The sequence below is a fragment of the Kitasatospora sp. NPDC056651 genome (assembly GCF_042792155.1).
Classification (GTDB): domain Bacteria; phylum Actinomycetota; class Actinomycetes; order Streptomycetales; family Streptomycetaceae; genus Kitasatospora.
In genome coordinates this window covers 269,589-285,284 of sequence record NZ_JBHTWX010000001.1, presented here as the reverse complement: position 1 = coordinate 285,284, position 15,696 = coordinate 269,589, and the positions used below count along the sequence as shown (strand labels likewise).

15 protein-coding genes are annotated in these 15,696 nt (G+C 74.2%); 10 read left to right on the top strand and 5 right to left on the bottom strand.

What is annotated here, in order from left to right; all coding sequences use genetic code 11:
• Nucleotides 1-175 precede the first annotated feature (175 nt).
• The 8 genes from ACFRAR_RS01175 to paaE all read left to right on the top strand — a co-directional run bounded on the left by ACFRAR_RS01175 (nt 176) and on the right by paaE (nt 9,219).
• Nucleotides 176-1,711 carry a histidine kinase gene (locus tag ACFRAR_RS01175; protein ID WP_380693279.1) on the top strand — a complete coding sequence of 512 codons (1,536 nt, stop codon included), beginning with the start codon at nt 176-178 and terminating at the stop codon, nt 1,709-1,711.
• The gene (locus ACFRAR_RS01170; RefSeq protein WP_380693276.1) at nt 1,708-2,367 is read left to right on the top strand and encodes a response regulator; all 660 of its coding nucleotides are present in this window, start codon (nt 1,708-1,710) and stop codon (nt 2,365-2,367) included. The genes ACFRAR_RS01175 and ACFRAR_RS01170 overlap by 4 nt, the downstream gene beginning before the upstream one ends.
• A 1,129-nt stretch (nt 2,368-3,496) precedes the next feature.
• Nucleotides 3,497-4,849 (top strand): M20 family metallopeptidase, encoded by a 1,353-nt coding sequence (locus ACFRAR_RS01165; RefSeq protein WP_380693274.1) that lies wholly within the window; start codon nt 3,497-3,499, stop codon nt 4,847-4,849.
• A 270-nt stretch (nt 4,850-5,119) separates the two neighbouring features.
• Nucleotides 5,120-6,118 carry a 1,2-phenylacetyl-CoA epoxidase subunit PaaA gene (gene paaA, locus ACFRAR_RS01160; protein WP_380693272.1) on the top strand — a complete coding sequence of 333 codons (999 nt, stop codon included), beginning with the start codon at nt 5,120-5,122 and terminating at the stop codon, nt 6,116-6,118.
• Entirely contained in the window at nt 6,115-6,438 is a 324-nt protein-coding gene (paaB, locus tag ACFRAR_RS01155) for a 1,2-phenylacetyl-CoA epoxidase subunit PaaB (protein WP_380693270.1), read from the top strand. Before paaA ends, paaB begins: the two co-directional genes overlap by 4 nt.
• A 13-nt stretch (nt 6,439-6,451) precedes the next feature.
• The gene (paaC, locus tag ACFRAR_RS01150) at nt 6,452-7,378 is read left to right on the top strand and encodes a 1,2-phenylacetyl-CoA epoxidase subunit PaaC (RefSeq protein ID WP_380693267.1); all 927 of its coding nucleotides are present in this window, start codon (nt 6,452-6,454) and stop codon (nt 7,376-7,378) included.
• Nucleotides 7,372-7,989, top strand: coding sequence for a 1,2-phenylacetyl-CoA epoxidase subunit PaaD (gene paaD / locus ACFRAR_RS01145; protein WP_380693265.1), 618 nt, complete (start codon nt 7,372-7,374; stop codon nt 7,987-7,989). Before paaC ends, paaD begins: the two co-directional genes overlap by 7 nt.
• Nucleotides 7,990-9,219 carry a 1,2-phenylacetyl-CoA epoxidase subunit PaaE gene (gene paaE, locus ACFRAR_RS01140; protein ID WP_380693262.1) on the top strand — a complete coding sequence of 410 codons (1,230 nt, stop codon included), beginning with the start codon at nt 7,990-7,992 and terminating at the stop codon, nt 9,217-9,219.
• Between the two features lie 3 nt (nt 9,220-9,222).
• Here the strand turns inward: paaE and ACFRAR_RS01135 are convergent, their stop codons facing one another.
• Together ACFRAR_RS01135 and ACFRAR_RS01130 are read right to left on the bottom strand one after the other, a co-directional pair.
• Nucleotides 9,223-10,386, bottom strand: coding sequence for an NAD(P)-binding domain-containing protein (locus ACFRAR_RS01135; RefSeq protein WP_380693260.1), 1,164 nt, complete (start codon nt 10,384-10,386; stop codon nt 9,223-9,225).
• Nucleotides 10,387-10,523: 137 nt separating this feature from the next.
• Nucleotides 10,524-10,895 (bottom strand): YbjQ family protein, encoded by a 372-nt coding sequence (locus tag ACFRAR_RS01130; protein WP_380693257.1) that lies wholly within the window; start codon nt 10,893-10,895, stop codon nt 10,524-10,526.
• A 125-nt stretch (nt 10,896-11,020) separates the two neighbouring features.
• Here ACFRAR_RS01130 and ACFRAR_RS01125 point away from each other — a divergent pair, with 125 nt between their 5' ends.
• Together ACFRAR_RS01125 and ACFRAR_RS01120 are read left to right on the top strand one after the other, a co-directional pair.
• Nucleotides 11,021-11,950, top strand: coding sequence for a hypothetical protein (locus tag ACFRAR_RS01125; RefSeq protein WP_380693255.1), 930 nt, complete (start codon nt 11,021-11,023; stop codon nt 11,948-11,950).
• Between the two features lie 134 nt (nt 11,951-12,084).
• A complete protein-coding gene (locus tag ACFRAR_RS01120; RefSeq protein ID WP_380693489.1) occupies nt 12,085-12,837 on the top strand; it encodes a peptidyl-tRNA hydrolase in 753 nt (250 codons plus the stop codon).
• A 122-nt stretch (nt 12,838-12,959) separates the two neighbouring features.
• On the opposite strand, the gene ACFRAR_RS01115 is transcribed toward ACFRAR_RS01120, so the two are convergent.
• The 3 genes from ACFRAR_RS01115 to ACFRAR_RS01105 form a co-directional block, all read right to left on the bottom strand.
• Nucleotides 12,960-13,703 carry a hypothetical protein gene (locus tag ACFRAR_RS01115; protein WP_380693252.1) on the bottom strand — a complete coding sequence of 248 codons (744 nt, stop codon included), beginning with the start codon at nt 13,701-13,703 and terminating at the stop codon, nt 12,960-12,962.
• A 124-nt stretch (nt 13,704-13,827) separates the two neighbouring features.
• On the bottom strand, nt 13,828-14,574 hold the full coding sequence (locus ACFRAR_RS01110; protein ID WP_380693249.1) for a hypothetical protein: 747 nt from the start codon (nt 14,572-14,574) through the stop codon (nt 13,828-13,830).
• Nucleotides 14,571-15,488, bottom strand: a complete 918-nt coding sequence (locus ACFRAR_RS01105) for an ATP-binding cassette domain-containing protein (RefSeq protein WP_380693247.1) — start codon at nt 15,486-15,488, stop codon at nt 14,571-14,573. Before ACFRAR_RS01105 ends, ACFRAR_RS01110 begins: the two co-directional genes overlap by 4 nt.
• Nucleotides 15,489-15,696 lie beyond the last annotated feature (208 nt).

Below are 15,696 nucleotides of genomic sequence, written 5' to 3'. Positions count from 1 at the left end.
GGACACCCCTAGCATCGAGCCTCGAAAGACCGGACAGCCGACAACGGACAAGGAGCAGTGAACGAGGACCGGGGAACAGCAGGCGGCAGTGAACAGGCAGCAGAGAACAGACGACGCGCGGCGCGGCGCGCCGGGCGTGCGGAAGGCTCTCGGAGCGAGGAAGAGGAGGAATGTCATGCGCAGGAGCCTGCTCGGCTGGTACGGCCCGGACCGCCGACCCTGGACCGAGACGCTGCTGCTGTTCGGCGTGCTCGCCCTCGCCACCGAGGAGGCCCTGTTCCAGTGGATGCAGTCCGATGGTCCGCTGCGCCTGCCGCGCACGGTCCTGGTCGCGCTCGCCTCCCTCTCGCTGTTCTTCGCCCGCCGCTACCCGGTGGCCTCGGCCGTGCTGCCGGTGCTCACCGGGGGACTGTTCAACCGGGCCTACCCCGGTCTGTTCAGCGTCTTCCACCTCGCCCACCTCGGCCGGCCCGGCCCGGCGATGCTCTGCGGCACGGTGATCGCGGTGATCAGCGCGACGGGCGCGGACTCGCTGGTCGGCTGGGTCGGCACCACCGGATCCCAACTCCTGGTCCAGGCCGCGATACTGGCGGTCGGGCTCTGGCTGCACGGCAGGCGGGTGCTGATCCGAACCCTGCACGAGCAGGTCGACGCGCTGCGCCGCGAGCGCGAGCTGCGCGCCGAACAGGCGAGGGCCGCCGAACGCGCCCGGATCGCCCGGGAGATGCACGACGTGCTGGCCCACCGCCTCAGCCTCCTGGTCCTGCACGCCGGGGTGCTGCGCGACCAGGCCCGGGCCGGGACCGTCGCCGCCGATCCGGACCGGCTGACCCACCGCCTCGAACTGCTGCGCACGACCGCCGCCCGTTCGCTCGACGACCTGCGCGATGTCCTCGGCGCGCTGCGGGCCGACCCGTCACCGGCCCGGCCGGTGGCGGGGGCCGAACCGTCCGGGCCCGCGGGCGCCGCGCGCGTCCCGGCGCCCGCCCTCCGCGACCTCACCGAGCTCGTGGACGAGGCGACCCAGGCCGGGCAACAGGTCGAACTCGACCTCTCCGGGGACCCGGAGACGGTTCCGACCACCCACCGCCTGGCCGTGCACCGGCTGGTCCAGGAGGCGCTCACCAACGCCCGCAAGTACGCCCATGCCGCGCCCGTCACGGTCCGGGTCGGCTACGGGGCGCCGGCGACGACGGTGGAGGTCCGCAACGGCCCGGGCGAGGCTCCGCCGGAGGGGCAGGGCAGCGGCGGCGGGTACGGGCTGGTCGGGCTGGCCGAACGGGTCGGCGCCCTCGGCGGCCACTTCGACACGGGCCCGGACGGCCGCGGCGGATTCCGGCTCTCCGCTCGGCTGCCCGCGCCGGACCGCCCGTCGCCGGCGGTGCCCGATCCGGCTCCCGCCCATGACGACGGTCCGCTCCCGCGGACGGGGCGAGTGACACCGCCGCGGCCGGGGCAAGGGACGCCGGGGGCGCGGCAGTCGCAGGAAGGGGGATACGGAGCGCAAGGGGATCAGATGTCGGAACAGGCAGAGCAGGCAGAGCGGCCGGAGCTGCCGAAGCGGCCGAAGCCGTCGGGGCAGCCGGGGCAGCCGGGGCAGCCGGGTCAGGATGCGCCGGAGCAGGTGCCCGGGCGGGCACCGGAGCGACCGGGACAACCGGAACGGCACCCGCCGCGAGGGCCGAAGCAGCAACCGAAGGGCATCGCATGATCCGGACGATGGTGGTCGACGACGACGCGCTCGTCCGCCTGGGCCTGGTCGACCTCCTGACCCAGGACCCTGAGCTCACGGTGGTCGCCGAGGCCGCCGACGGGCTGCAAGCCGTCGAACTCGCGGGCAGCCGGCGGATCGACGTCGCCTTGATGGACATCCGGATGCCGCGGCTCGACGGCATCGCCGCCACCCGACGGCTGCGCGAACTCCCCGACGGACCGCGGGTCATCGCCCTCACCACCTTCGACCTGGACGAGTACGTGTACCAGGCGCTCGCGGCCGGGGCGGACGGCTTCCTGCTGAAGGACACCCCACCCGCGGAGATCGCCCGGGCCGTCCACGTCGTCGCGGGCGGGCAGGGGATGCTGCATCCGGCGGCCGCCCGCCGGCTGATCGACCGCTACCACCGGGCCGGGGCACCCCGGTCACTGGCCGCCCGCAACAGGGTCGCCGGACTCACCCCGCGCGAGACCGACGTGCTGCGCGAACTCGCCGACGGGCTCTCCAACGCCGAGATCGCGGGAGTGCTCGGGATGCGCGAGAGCACCGTCAAGGCGCACGTCAGCCGGATCCTGACCGGGCTCGGCGTCGGCAACCGGGTCCAGGCGGCACTGCTCGCACGCGATGCCGGGCTGGTGGGCGACGCAGACTGAGGCGGCCGGCTGCCGGGACCAGCTGTGCTCGGCGCCGGGCCGCCCGGGTCGCGGTGCCCGGTCGACGTCCCGGTCGACGTCCCGCTGGGCCCGGGGCGGCAGCCGGGGCGCGTCGGGGCTCGGCAGGGCACATCGGGGTTCGACGGGGCACGGCACCGGCCGTTGTTCACACGGTTGTTCCCCGGATGTCGCCTCGGGGTCGGGGTGGGCGCCGAACCGGGCTTCCCTGAGCCGCCGCGTGCCCCCGGTTCGTATCGCCTGCTGAGCCGCTGTCACCCATCCGGCGTGGAAATGACGCGCCTTGGCCGTTTGCGCTGCCGAACTCGGGCGGCGGGTCCATGGTGGAGATGGGCGCGATCCGGCGACCGCGCCCGCGCGCCGATCCAGGCCCGCGCGCTGAGCGCCCGTGCCGATCGCGGACGGGTGGCGTCCGAAGCGGGGCCCGGCACCGGCACGCTGGGAGCAGGGCCACCTCGCAGGAAACCGAACGGTTCTTCTAGGCTCACATCTCGGCTTCCCTGCGGCGGTACGGCTACTGCGCCCGCTGTCAGGAGGCCGCCGTCCACGGGGCTCCGGGCGGACCGGGGCCACCGGATCGAGCGAGGAGGACACCGATGCCAAGCACGCCGCCCAGCCGTCCCACCGTAGTTGGGCCACACGGGCAGACCCGCTGGGCCGTCCATCATCCCGGACGACTGGTGCGGTTCGGCTGGGCCTGGTGCCCGGGCGGGGCGGGCCGGCCGGTCCGGCCGCTGAATACCGGCGGCGGCCGCGGAGGCGAGCGTTGAGTCCCCAGATCGTCGGGTCGCCCGCCGTTCCGGGCGCTGCCGCGGAGCCCGAACCGGCCCCGTCCACCGTCCCGGCCGCCACCGACGGCGAAGCCCTCGCCGTGGCCGCCTCGGCCACCGCAAGCGCAGCCGCAACCGTCGCGTCGGCCGCCGCAACCGCTGTCGTGGCCTCGGCCACCGCAAGCGCAGCCGCAACCGTCGCGTCGGCCGCCGCAACCACTGCCGCGAGCACGGTGACTGCCACCGCGGGGCCGGCCGGCTCTGCCACTTCCCAGACGGGTACGGCAACGGTCGGTGCCGTGACGCCCGGTGCGGCAACACCCGGTGCGGTGAAGGCCGTCGTGACGAAGACCGTTGTCGCCAAGGCCGCGGCCGCGCAACCCGCACTCACGAAGTCCGCCCTCACCAAGACCGTCGCCGCGACGAGTGCGGTGGCGAAGGCCGCGGTGGCGGCCACCGTCGTCGTGAAGAGCGCGACACCACCGGCCTCGGCTGCCGCTGCCGGAACCGCCACCACCACGGCGCTGCCCGGTGTGCCGCAGGCATTCAGTGCCCGCGCCCGGACCCTCGCCGGCGCGGTCCGCCGCCGCTGCGCCGACCTGGCGAGGATCGAGTCGCCGAGTGGGGACGTCCCCAGACTGAACGCCCTGGCCGAGGAGTTGGCCGACGGCTTCCGCGCCACCGGCGCCACCGCCCTGCGCGAACCCGGACCGGCCGGGGACCACCTCGTGCTGGAGTGGGAGGGCCGGGACGAGTCCTTGCCGCATCTGCTGATCGTCGGGCACCACGACACCGTCTGGCCGGTCGGCACCCTCACGGACTGGCCGGTGACCGAACAGGACGGTCGGCTCACCGGCCCCGGCGTGGTCGACATGAAGGGCGGACTCGCGATCCTGGAGGGCGCGTTGGCGCTGCTCGCGGACCTGGGTGAGCGCCCGCACCGGGCCGTGCGGCTGGTCGTGGTCTCCGACGAGGAGGTGGGCAGCCCGGACGGGCGGAACCTGGTCGAGCGCCACCTGCGGGGTGCGGCTGCGGTACTGGGGCTCGAACCGCCGCACCCCGACGGCCGGTTGAAGACCGCGCGGCGCGGAAGCAGCCGGGTGCGGCTCACCGTGACCGGCCGCGAGGCGCACGCGGGCAACGACGCCCACGACGGGGTTTCCGCGGTCGACGAGCTGGTGGACCAGCTCGTACGGGTGCGCGACCTCGCCGGCCAGCCTGGCACGGAGCTCAACGCCGGGCGGATCAGTGGTGGTTCGCGTGCCAACGTGGTCGCGGGCCGGGCCGAGGCCGAGCTGGGCCTGCGGTTCGCCACGGCCGAAGCGCAGCGCCGTACGCTCGACAACCTGGCCCGGCTCACCGCGCTGCGCCCGGGTGCCCGGGTCCGTACGGAGGTGCTGTCCAGCCGTCCGGCCTGGCCCGAGCGGACCGGCAATCCTCTGCTGCGGCACGTGCGTTCGCTCGCCGCGGTGCTGGGGCAGCAGTTGGACGGCGCCCCGGCGGGCGGGGCGGGGGACACCAACCTGCCGGGCTCGCGCGGGCTTCCGACCCTGGACGGCTTCGGCGCGGTGGGTGCCGGAGCCCATGCCCGGCACGAGTACATCCGGCTGGACCAGATCGCGCCGCGGGTCGCCCTGCTGGCGGCGCTGCTCGCCGTGCCGCTGCCGCGGCTGCGCGACCGCGGAGAGGGGTGAGGCGGTGGAGAGGTGAGTGGGCGGTGAGTCGCTCACGGCCGACAGGTAACAGGTAACAGCCGACAGATAACAGCTGACAGATTCTGAAATCTGTCAGCTGTTATCTGTTATCCACCCCATGCCTTGCCATCCCTCCGCCCAGCCCCGCAGAATGGTACCGACCGAACGGTCAGTCGGTTGGCCGGCGCCCGGGTCGGAACCCGGCCGAGACCTGACCGGGCAGCGTCGACAGGGCACGGCAGCAGACGGAGCAGGACACGAGAGGGGACCGTGGTGACAGCAGAGGTGGCCGAGGCGGTCCCCGCGCAGACGCCGGAGGACCGGTTCGAGGCGGTCGTCGCCGCCGAGCAGCGGATCGAGCCCAGGGACTGGATGCCCGACGCCTACCGGGCCACCCTGATCCGCCAGATCGCCCAGCACGCCCACTCCGAGATCATCGGCATGCAGCCCGAGGGCAACTGGCTGACCCGGGCCCCGTCCCTGCGCCGCAAAGCCATCCTGCTCGCCAAGGCCCAGGACGAGGCCGGCCACGGCCTCTACCTCTACGCCGCCGCCGAGACCCTCGGCGTCGACCGCGCCGAGCTCACCGAGAAGCTGATCTCCGGCCGCCAGAAGTACTCCTCGATCTTCAACTACCCGACCCTCACCTTCGCCGACGTCGGCGTGATCGGCTGGCTGGTGGACGGCGCCGCGATCTGCAACCAGGTCCCGCTCTGCCGCTGCAGCTACGGTCCGTACGCCCGCGCGATGGTGCGGATCTGCAAGGAGGAGTCCTTCCACCAGCGCCAGGGCTACGAGCTGCTGATGACGCTGATGCGCGGCACCGAAGCCCAGCGCCGGATGGTCCAGGACGCGGTCGACCGCTGGTGGTGGCCGTCCCTGATGATGTTCGGCCCCTCCGACGCCGACTCGCCGAACACCGCCCGCTCGATGGCCTGGCGGATCAAGCGGCACAGCAACGACGAGCTGCGCCGGCGCTTCGTCGACATGACCGTCCCGCAGGCCGAGCACCTGGGCGTCACCCTCCCGGACCCCGAACTGCGCTGGAACGAGGACCGCGGCGGCTGGGACTTCGGCGAACCGGACTGGTCGGAGCTGACCAGGGTGATCCACGGCCAGGGCCCCTGCAACGCCCAGCGGATCGACCGCCGCCGGGCCGCCCACGAGGACGGTGCCTGGGTGCGCGAGGCGGCCGTCGCCTACGCGGCCAAGCGCACCGCGGAGCAGGCCGCCCGGCAGCCCGCCACGGAACAGGAGAACGGAAAGTGACCGAGCCCCAGAGCGCCAGCGCCACCCCGGCCGGGTCCAGGACCGGCTGGCCGCTGTACGAGGTCTTCGTACGCCCCCGGCGCGGGCTGAACCACGTCCACGTCGGCTCGCTGCACGCCTCCGACGACCGGATGGCCCTGCTCGCCGCCCGCGACCTGTACACCCGCCGCAACGAGGGCGTGAGCCTCTGGGTGGTCCGCTCGGACGCGATCACCGCCTCCACCCCGGACGAACGCGACCCGTTCTTCGAGCCCAGCGGCGACAAGGTCTACCGCCACCCGACCTTCTACGACATCCCCGAGGATGTCCCGCACATCTGACGGGGGAGCCACCGTGCACGACCACACCACGTCCACCACAGCCCCCGGCACCGGCCCAGGCGAGGACGACCACGTCTACCTCGGCCTCGCCGACGCCGCCCCCGGCCCCGAGGGCGAGGGCCGCTGGGCGTACGGGACGGGCTTCGCCGACCCGCTGCTCGGAGTGGACACCGCCCGGCCGGCCGGCCTGGACGGCGCCGACCTCGCCGCCTACTGCCAGATGCTGGGAGACGACGCGCTGATCCTCGCCCAGCGGCTGATCGAGTGGTGCACCCGGGCGCCCGAGCTGGAGGAGGAGGTCGCGCTCGCCAACCTGGGCCTCGACCTGCTCGGCCAGGCCCGCCTGCTGCTCACCCGGGCCGGCCAGGCGGACGGCACCGGCCGTAGCGAGGACGACCTGGCCTACTGGCGCGAGGAGCGCGAGTTCCGCAACGTCCGCCTGGTCGAGACGCCGAACGGCGACTTCGCGTACTCGATCGCCCGGCTGCTGCTGTTCTCCACCGCGCGCGGCGCCCTGTACGAGGCGCTGAGCACGCACCCCGACCCGGTGCTGGCCGCGGTGGCCGCCCGGGGCGTCAAGGAGCTGGCGTACCACCGGGAGTACGCCGCCGCCTGGACGCTGCGTCTCGGCGACGGCACGCCGTACTCCACCGAGCGGATGCAGGCCGGGCTGGACGCGGTCTGGCCGCTGCTGGAGGAGCTGTTCACACCGCACCCGGTGGAACCGAGGACGGGCGTCGACCCGGCGACCCTGCGCGAACCGGTGCTGAGCTCGCTCGCAGCCGTGCTCGCCGAGGCCGGGCTGACGGTGCCGGACGTACCGCCGCTGGCCACCGTCCTCGGCCGGGCCGGCCGTGACGGCGTGCACACCGAGGCGCTCGGCCCGCTGCTCGCCGAGCTCCAGGTGCTGGCCCGGGCCCACCCGGGGGCGACATGGTGACGGGCACGGCGGACACCGCGGACACCGCGGGCACGGTCGGCGCGTGCGGTACGACCGGTCCCGCGGCCCGGGACCTGGCCTGGGCGGTCGCCGCGGCCGTCCCGGACCCGGAGCTGCCCATGCTCACCCTGGCGGACCTGGGCGTCCTGGCCGGGGTCGAGGTCGACGGCGCCGTCGGCACGGTCACCGCCTGGCTGACCCCGACCTATTCGGGCTGTCCCGCCGTCGCCGAGATGGCCGCGGACGTGGACCGCCGGCTGCGCGCGGCCGGGTACCCGGACGTCCGGGTACGGCTGCGGCTGGACCCGCCGTGGTCCACCGACCTGATCACCGCCGAGGGTCGCCGCAAGCTGGCCGAGGCGGGCATCGCCCCGCCGCGGCCCACCGCCGCCACCGCCTCCGCTGCCGAGGCCGGCCCGGTGGCGCTCACCCTCGGCCCGACCCGGACCGCAGCCGGAATCGAGGCCGGAATCGCGGCCGCGGCCGTGCCGTGCCCGCACTGCGGCGGCGCCGACACGGAGGAGCTGTCCCGCTTCGGCTCCACCGCCTGCAAGGCGCTCTGGCGCTGCCGGGCCTGCCGCGAGCCGTTCGAACGCGTCAAGGAGATCTGAATGCCCGCCGCTGCTGCCGCTTCCGCCGGTCCCGCTGGTCCCGCCGCGTCCGCCGCTTCCGTCGCCGACACCGGGTCCGCCCCGGGCGGCGAGGTCCCGGGCGGCGAGGTCTCGGGCGGCGAGGTGTCCTCCGGTATCCGCCCGGCCCGCCGTCCGAGCTTCCACCGGCTGCGGATCGACCGGGTCGAGCGGCTCTGCGAGGACGCCGTCGCGGTGACCTTCGCGGTGCCGGACGGGCTGGCGCGGGAATACGCTTTCCGCCCCGGCCAGACCCTGACCGTGCGCAAGCTGGTGGACGGCGCCGACGAGCGCCGCTCCTACTCGATCTGCTCCCCGGTCGGCGGGCCGCTGCGGATCGCCGTCCGGGAGGTGCCCGGCGGGCTGTTCTCCCGCTGGCTGGTGCGCGAGGCCGGGCCCGGCGAGGAGGTGGAGGTCCTGACGCCCTCCGGCCTGTTCACCCCGGAGCTCGGAGTCCCCGCCGACCACGTGCTGCTGGCGGCCGGCTCCGGCATCACCCCGATGCTGTCGATCGCCGCCTCCGTGCTGGCCGCCGACCACAGCTCCACCGTCACCCTGCTCTACGGCAACCGGCGCAGCGACACCGTGATGTTCGCGGACGAGCTGGCCGACCTGAAGGACCGCTACCTCGGCCGCTTCCAGCTGGTCCACGTGCTTTCCAGGGAGACCAGGGACGCCGAGCTGCTCAGCGGCCGGCTGGACCCGGACCGGGTACGGGCGCTGCTGGCGGCGCTGGTGGATGTCGGGAGCGTCGGGCACTGGTGGCTGTGCGGACCGTTCGGCATGGTCGCCGGGGCGAAGGAACTGCTCGCCGAACTGGAGGTGCCGGGCGAGCGGGTGCACCAGGAGCTGTTCCACGCCGAGGACGAGCCGCTGCCGGAGCGCGACGAGGACTGGGACCGCACGGACGGCTCCTCCGACTCCTCCGCGGGTGCGCGCAGCGAGGTCACCGTCGTCCTCGACGGCCGCGGCAGCACCCTCTCGCTCCCGCGCGACCGCTCGATCCTGGACGGTGCCCAGCGCTCCCGCCCCGACCTGCCGTTCGCCTGCAAGGGCGGGGTCTGCGGCACTTGCCGCGCCCTGGTCACCGAGGGCGAGGTGGAGATGCGCCGCAACTTCGCGCTGGAGGAGAAGGAGCTGGCTGCCGGTTACGTCCTCACCTGCCAGGCCCGCCCCGTCACCGAGCGGGTGACCGTCGACTACGACCGCTGAGCCTCAGACGGCGGCCGGCTCCCGTACCGGGGCTCCGGCCGTCGGGTCCGCGGCCGCCGGGCCTCGGGCCACCGGGCTTTCGGCCTCCGGGGCTCCGGCCGTCGGGTCCCCGAGCAGCTTGACCAGGTCGTTGACGGCCGCGCGTCCGGCCCGGTTGGCACCGACGGTACTGGCGGACGGGCCGTAGCCGACCAGGTGGACGCGGGGGTCGGCGGTGGCGCGGGTGCCGGTGAGCGCGATGCCGCCCCCGGGGGAGCGCAGCCCGAGCGGGGCGAGGTGGCCGACCTCGGGCCGGAAACCGGTCGCCCAGACGATCGCGTCCACCGCCAGCTCCTCCTCGCCCCAGGCGGCCCCGTGCTCGGTCAGCCGGTCGAACATCGGCCGGCGGTGAAGCGCGCCCAGCTCCTCGGCACGCCGGAGGGCGACGGTCGGGCCGAGCCCGGTCACGCTCACCACGCTGTGCGCCGGCAGGCCCTGCCGGACCCGCTCCTCGACCTTGGCGACCACCGCGCGCCCGTACTCGGGGGTGAACGGTCCGTCGTGGTAGACGGGTTCGGAGCGGGTGACCCACACCGTCTCACCGACCGCCGCCACCTCCGACAGCACCTGGATCGCGGAGGCGCCGCCGCCCACCACCAGCACGCGCTTGCCCGTGAACTCCTCGGGGCCGCGGTACTCGGCGTAGTGCAGCCGGCGACCGGCGAAGCGGCCCGGGTAGTGCGGGAGGAAGGGGCGGGTCCAGGTGCCGGTGGCGTTGATCAGCGCGCGGGTCGACCAGGTGCCGTGGTCGGTCTCGACCAGCAGCCGGGAGTCCGGGCGCTCGGACTCGGCGTGTACGGTGCGCACCGTCACCGGGCGTACGACGGGGAGCGCGTGCCGGGCCTCGTACGCCGCGAAGTACTCCGGCACCACCTCGCGGGCGGGGGCCTGCGGGTCCGGCGGCGGGAGTTCCTCGCCCGGGAGGTCGTGGACGCCGTGCACGGTGGCCATCCGCAGGGACGGCGAGCGGTGCGCCCAGGCACCGCCGGGCGCGGTGTCGGCGTCGAGCACGACGAAGCCGCCGTCGGCGTCCGCCCGGTAGGGGGCGAAGCCGCGGCGGCGCAGGTGGTAGGCGGCGGACAGGCCTGCCTGCCCGGCGCCCACCACCAGGACGTCCACGCGCCGCACGCGCTGGGGAGCGCCATTGGTTGCACCGTCAACAGTCACGCCCGTGAAACATCGGGAGGCCCAGGGCTGTTCCCGCCGAGGACCCATCGGTGGTGCGGTGGTGCGGTGGGGCAGCGGTGGGTCGTGGACGAGGGACGTCAGGCGATCGGGGAGATCACCGCGGCGGTGCCGTACGCGCAGACCTCGGTGCCGACGTCGGCGGCCTCCGTGACGTCGAACCGCATCATCAGGACGGCGTTGCCGCCGCGCGCCTTGGTCTGCTCGACCAGTCGCTGCATGGCCTCGTTGCGGCTCTCGACCAGGGTCTTCGTCAGACCGCGCAGCTCGCCGCCGATCAGCGACTTCAGGCCGGCGCCGATCTGGCTGCCGATGTGGCGGCTGCGGACGGTCAGCCCGAAGACCTCGCCGATCACGTGGTCGACCCGGAAACCGGGGATGTCGTTGGTGGTCACGACCAGGACATCGGCGTTCGGACGCTGCCCGCCGCCGTACTCATTGATATCAGCCATGGGTCGCATTCTGCCAAGTTCCTGCGTCCGAGTGATCGAGGCGGGGCCGGGTGGTGGCCGAGAACGCTTTCGGAAGCTGGTCCGGACCGGTGATCGGGGGACCGAAAAGCCGTACCGTTAGCCCCATGGGCGAGCGAAGTGATCATCCACAGGGGCCGGGCGCGGCGGAGGACTCCGGCGCGCAGGAGATCGAGGCGACGGTGGTGCTGGGCCTGCGGATCAATGACTGGCCGGCCCTGCGCGCGGCCGCGATCAGGGCGGTCGAGGAGCTGGACTTCGACGGCATCGACCCGGCCGGCCAGCGCCGCGAACTGCTGCGCGAGGTCGCCGAGGACGCCAACGCGGCGCTCGGCGCGCTGCTGCACCCGGACCGGCTGGTGGCGGCCATCCCCGGGGTCGAGGCGATCGGCGGCACGCTGGAGATCAGCGTCACCGAGGACTTCACGCCGGATTTCGCCGACCTGTTCCCGCTGGACGGCGACGAGGAGGACGGCGGCGCGGGCGCGGACTGGACGCTCACACCGCGCACCGCCTGTCTGCTGCACACCCAGCTGATCGGCCTGGCCGACGCCGCCTACGACGACTTCGACGAACACGGGGACGAGCCGGTCGTCGAGGGCGAGGACACCGACTGGACGGTCTTCGCCCGGCTGCCCCAGCGCACCTGGCAGCTGCACCGGGGCTGGCGCCGCGCGATGGCCCGGGCCTTCGACGACCTGGCCGACGACCTCGCGCTCGGCGAGTGGCCGCTGCCGCGCTGCCTGGCGGAGGAGATCGCACTGCGGATGGCCTTGCTGGACGCCCGGGCACTGCTCGGTGCGCAGCCCGAGTCGGTGGCGGACATGATGGGCGACCTTCCGGCCGACCTCTACGACTACGACTGGGACGGCTGCCAGGACGAGCTGTTCGGCGTCTACGGGCCGGACGACGGTGACCCGGAGCTGGGGGCGGAGCAGCGGACCGAGGTGCTGCTGACGGCCACCCACCCGGAGGGCTGGTTCCTGATGTACGAGGACGCGGAGGAGCGGGACCCCCAGCGCGGCTACCGGCGCTGACGGTCCTCGCTCCCGCTCGCCCCGGGACCGGTGGTGACCGGGGCGAGCCCGGTCCGCCGGGGCGGGGCTGGCATCCTGGACGGGTGACTTCTGCTTCCGGTGCCCCGACTCCCACCCCCGAGAACCCCGCTCCCGTGGCCGGCTCCGTCGACCCCGCCGACCCCGCCGACCCCGCCGACCCCGCCGACCCCGCCGACCCCGCCGACGTCCAGGAGCCCGAGGACCGTGACGCGCGGCCGCAGTACGTGCTGCCGCTGGTCGTCCGGCTGGAGCGGGCCACCCCGCCGGGCCGGACGGACGCGCTGGAGACCTCGGCGCGGGCGGTGCTCACCCTGCTGGCCGACCCGCGGGTGACCGAGGCGGACGGAGAGTGGGCGGAGCGGGTCGCCGCGTGGGAGGACGCCCGGATCCGCAAGGTGGTCCGGCGGGCTCGGGGCGGGGAGTGGCGGCGGGCGGGTGAGCTGCCGGGCGTCACGGTGCACGGCCGGGAGACGGAGGTGCGGGTGTTCCCACCGATCCCGCTGGACGGCTGGCCGAAGGATCTCGCCAAGCTCCAGGTGTCGGGGACGGACCTGGAGGAGACGGCTGAGACCGCTGCTCCCGAGCCGGGCCTGCCGGTGCTCTGGCTGAACCCGGAGCTGGAGATGAGCGCGGGCAAGACGATGGCGCAGACCGGGCACGCCGCCCAGCTCGCCTGGTGGCGGCTGGACGAGGCCCAGCGCAAGGAGTGGGCGGAGGCAGGCTTCGCGCTCGCCGTCCGGACGGCCTCGCCGGAGGCGTGGGAGGAGCTCGTCCACAGCGGGCTCCCGGTGGTCCAGGACGCGGGCTTCACCGAGATCGCGCCGGGCAGCTGCACGGTGATCGCGGAGCACCCGGGGCTGCGGTAGCGGGTGGCGCGGCGAACAGCGAACAGATGACAGCGAACAGATGACAGCTGACAGATTTCGAAATCTGTTATCTGTTCGCTGTCATCTGTTCGTCGTCATCCGCTCGCCGCCCCGCCCTCCTGTCAGCGGTGCTCGTACCGCCGCATCGCCCGCAGGCCGCCGTAGACCGCCGGGGCCGTCCAGAGTGCCATGATCAGCAGTCCGGTCCAGTGGCCGTAGTGGATGCCCGGCTCGGGTTTGGTGCGGGTCGCGTACAGGCCGGCCCGGTCGGGGAGGAACTGGCCGAGTTCGCGGACACCGGGGATGGCGGCCAGCCAGGTGGTGCCCAGGAACACCATCGGAGTCAGCAGTCCGAGCGCGGCACTCAGGTTGCCCATCATCGCGGTCAGCCCGAGACAGAGCAGCACCATCATCGGGTGGTAGAGCACTCCGGCCAGGAAGCTGCGGGCCAGGCCCGGGGTGGAGAGGTCCAGTCCGACGGTGGTGTCGACGGCGAGGAACGAGCCCGCCGTCGAGGCCAGCCCGAGCAGCAGGCCCAGCCCGGCGCCGAGCGCGAGCTTGGCGCCGTACAGTCGGCCGCGCCGGGGGACGGCGGCCAGCGAGGTGCCGATCATGCGGGTGTTGAACTCCTGGCCGATCAGCAGGACGCCGAGGCAGGCCACCGCGACGTGGCCGAACAGCAACCCGTAGAAGATCGCGGCGGCCGGGTCCTCGCCGGGCGTGTGGTCCTTCGCCCCGTAGGCGGCGTTGACGGCCGCCGTGACGCCGACGGTCAGCGCCAGGGCCACCAGCGGGGCCGCCCACTGCGAGGGCAGCGTGGTGAACTTGACCCGTTCGGCACGCAGGGCGTCGGTCACCGTGCTCATCGCCGCTCCCGTCCCCAGCCGCCCCGTCCCAGGGCTCCCCGCTCCAGGGCTCCCCGTTCCCGCTCTCCTCATCTCCAGCCTCCTGTCCGTCATCTCCTGAATCCCGTCTCCCGTTCGCCCGGGGTCACTTGGCGCGCCGCAGGGCACGCAGGCCGCCGTACGCGGCCAGGGCCGTCCAGAGCGCCATGATCAGCAGTCCGGTCCAGTGGCCGTACGCGACCTTCGGGTCGTCGGCGTAGCGCAGCGCGTACTGGCCGGCCCGGTCCGGCAGGAACTGGACCACCAGGCGGATCCCGGGCACGCCGCCGAGCAGCGGCGAGAGCAGGAAGAGGGACGGGACCAGCAGTCCCATGGCGGCGGTGAGGTTGCCCAACAGGGCGGTCGTCCCGAGGCAGAGCACCACCAGCATCGTCTGGTAGAGCACTCCGGCGACGGCGGCGCGGGCGAAGGCGGGCCCGTCCCACTCGGCGGGGACGGTGGCCGCGTACCCGGCGAAGGCGCCCGCCGTGCCGACGGCTCCGACGGCGAGCCCGACCAGCGCGCCGAGCGCCAGCTTGGCGCCGTACAGTCGGCCGCGACGCGGGACGGCGGTGAGCGACACGTCGATCATGCGGGTGTCGAACTCCTGGCCGATCAGCAGGACGGCGAAGCAGACCAGCGCCGCCTGGCCGAAGTTGAGTCCGTAGAAGACGCCGACGCCGGGGTCGTCGGTGATGTTGTGGTCCTTGTCGCCGAGGGCGGCGCCGACGGCGGTGGTGACCCCGGCGGTGAGCGCGACGGCGATCAGCGGGGTGATCCAGAGCGAGCGGAGGGTGGTGAGCTTGATCCGTTCGGCGCGCAGGGCGTCGACGGCGGGAACCGGCGTGCTCATGCGGCGGTCTCCGCGCGGTACTCGACGCTGTCGGCCGTCATCCGCATGAACGCCTCCTCCAGTGAGTCCTGTTGCACGGCGATCTCGTACAGCACGACGCCGTTGGCCGCGGCGAGTGCGGCGATCCGCTCGGGTTCGGCACCGCTCACCTCCCAGGTGCCGCCGCCGACTTCGGTGGCGTCCAGACCGTGGCCGGGGTCTCCGAGCAGGGCGGTGAGTTTGGTCGGGTCGACGGCGCGGACCCGGATCCTGGTCCGGCCGTGGCGGTCGATGAACGCGGCGGTGGCGGCGTCGGCGAGCATCCGGCCGCGCCCGATCACGACCAAGTGGTCGGCGGTCAGTGCCATTTCGGTCATCAGGTGGGAGGAGACCAGTACCGCCCGGCCCTCGGCGGCCAGATCGCGCAGCAGGGTGCGGATCCAGCGGATGCCCTCCGGGTCCAGGCCGTTCACCGGTTCGTCCAGCAGCAGCACCGGCGGGTCGCCGAGCAGCGCGGCGGCCACTCCGAGGCGCTGGCGCATGCCGAGCGAGAAGCCCCGGATCCGCCGCCCGGCCGCGTCCGCCAGGCCGACCTGGCCGAGGACCTCGTCGACCCGGTGCCCCGGCAGCCCGTTGCTCGCGGCGAGCCAGCGGAGGTGGCCGTGCGCGGTCCGGCCGCCGTGCAGCGCCTGGGCGTCCAGCAGCGCTCCGACCGTCCTCAGGGGGGCCGGGAGCCGGACGTACGGCCGGCCGTCGACCAGCGCGCGTCCGGCGGTCGGCCGGTCGAGGCCGAGGACCAGGCGCATGGTGGTGCTCTTGCCGGCGCCGTTCGGGCCGAGGAAGCCGGTCACCACGCCGGGTCGGACCTCGAAGGTCAGGTCGTCGACGACGCGCCGGCCGTCGTACTCCTTGGTCAGGCCCTGGATCTCGATCACGGCCCGCTCCCCTCGTCTCGTCGTCCGTGGCGTCCGCCGGGCCTGCTGTGATCGGCCCCGCGGTGGCTCCATTCGACCGCTGGGGGCGGGTGCGGCGGATCCCACCGGGGCGGGGAGTGGCCCTCCCTCCCGGGAGGGAGATCGCGGGCGACCGGGGCGGGATCCGGCGGCCGGCCTCGGCTGGCAGGATGGCGCCATGTCCAAGATC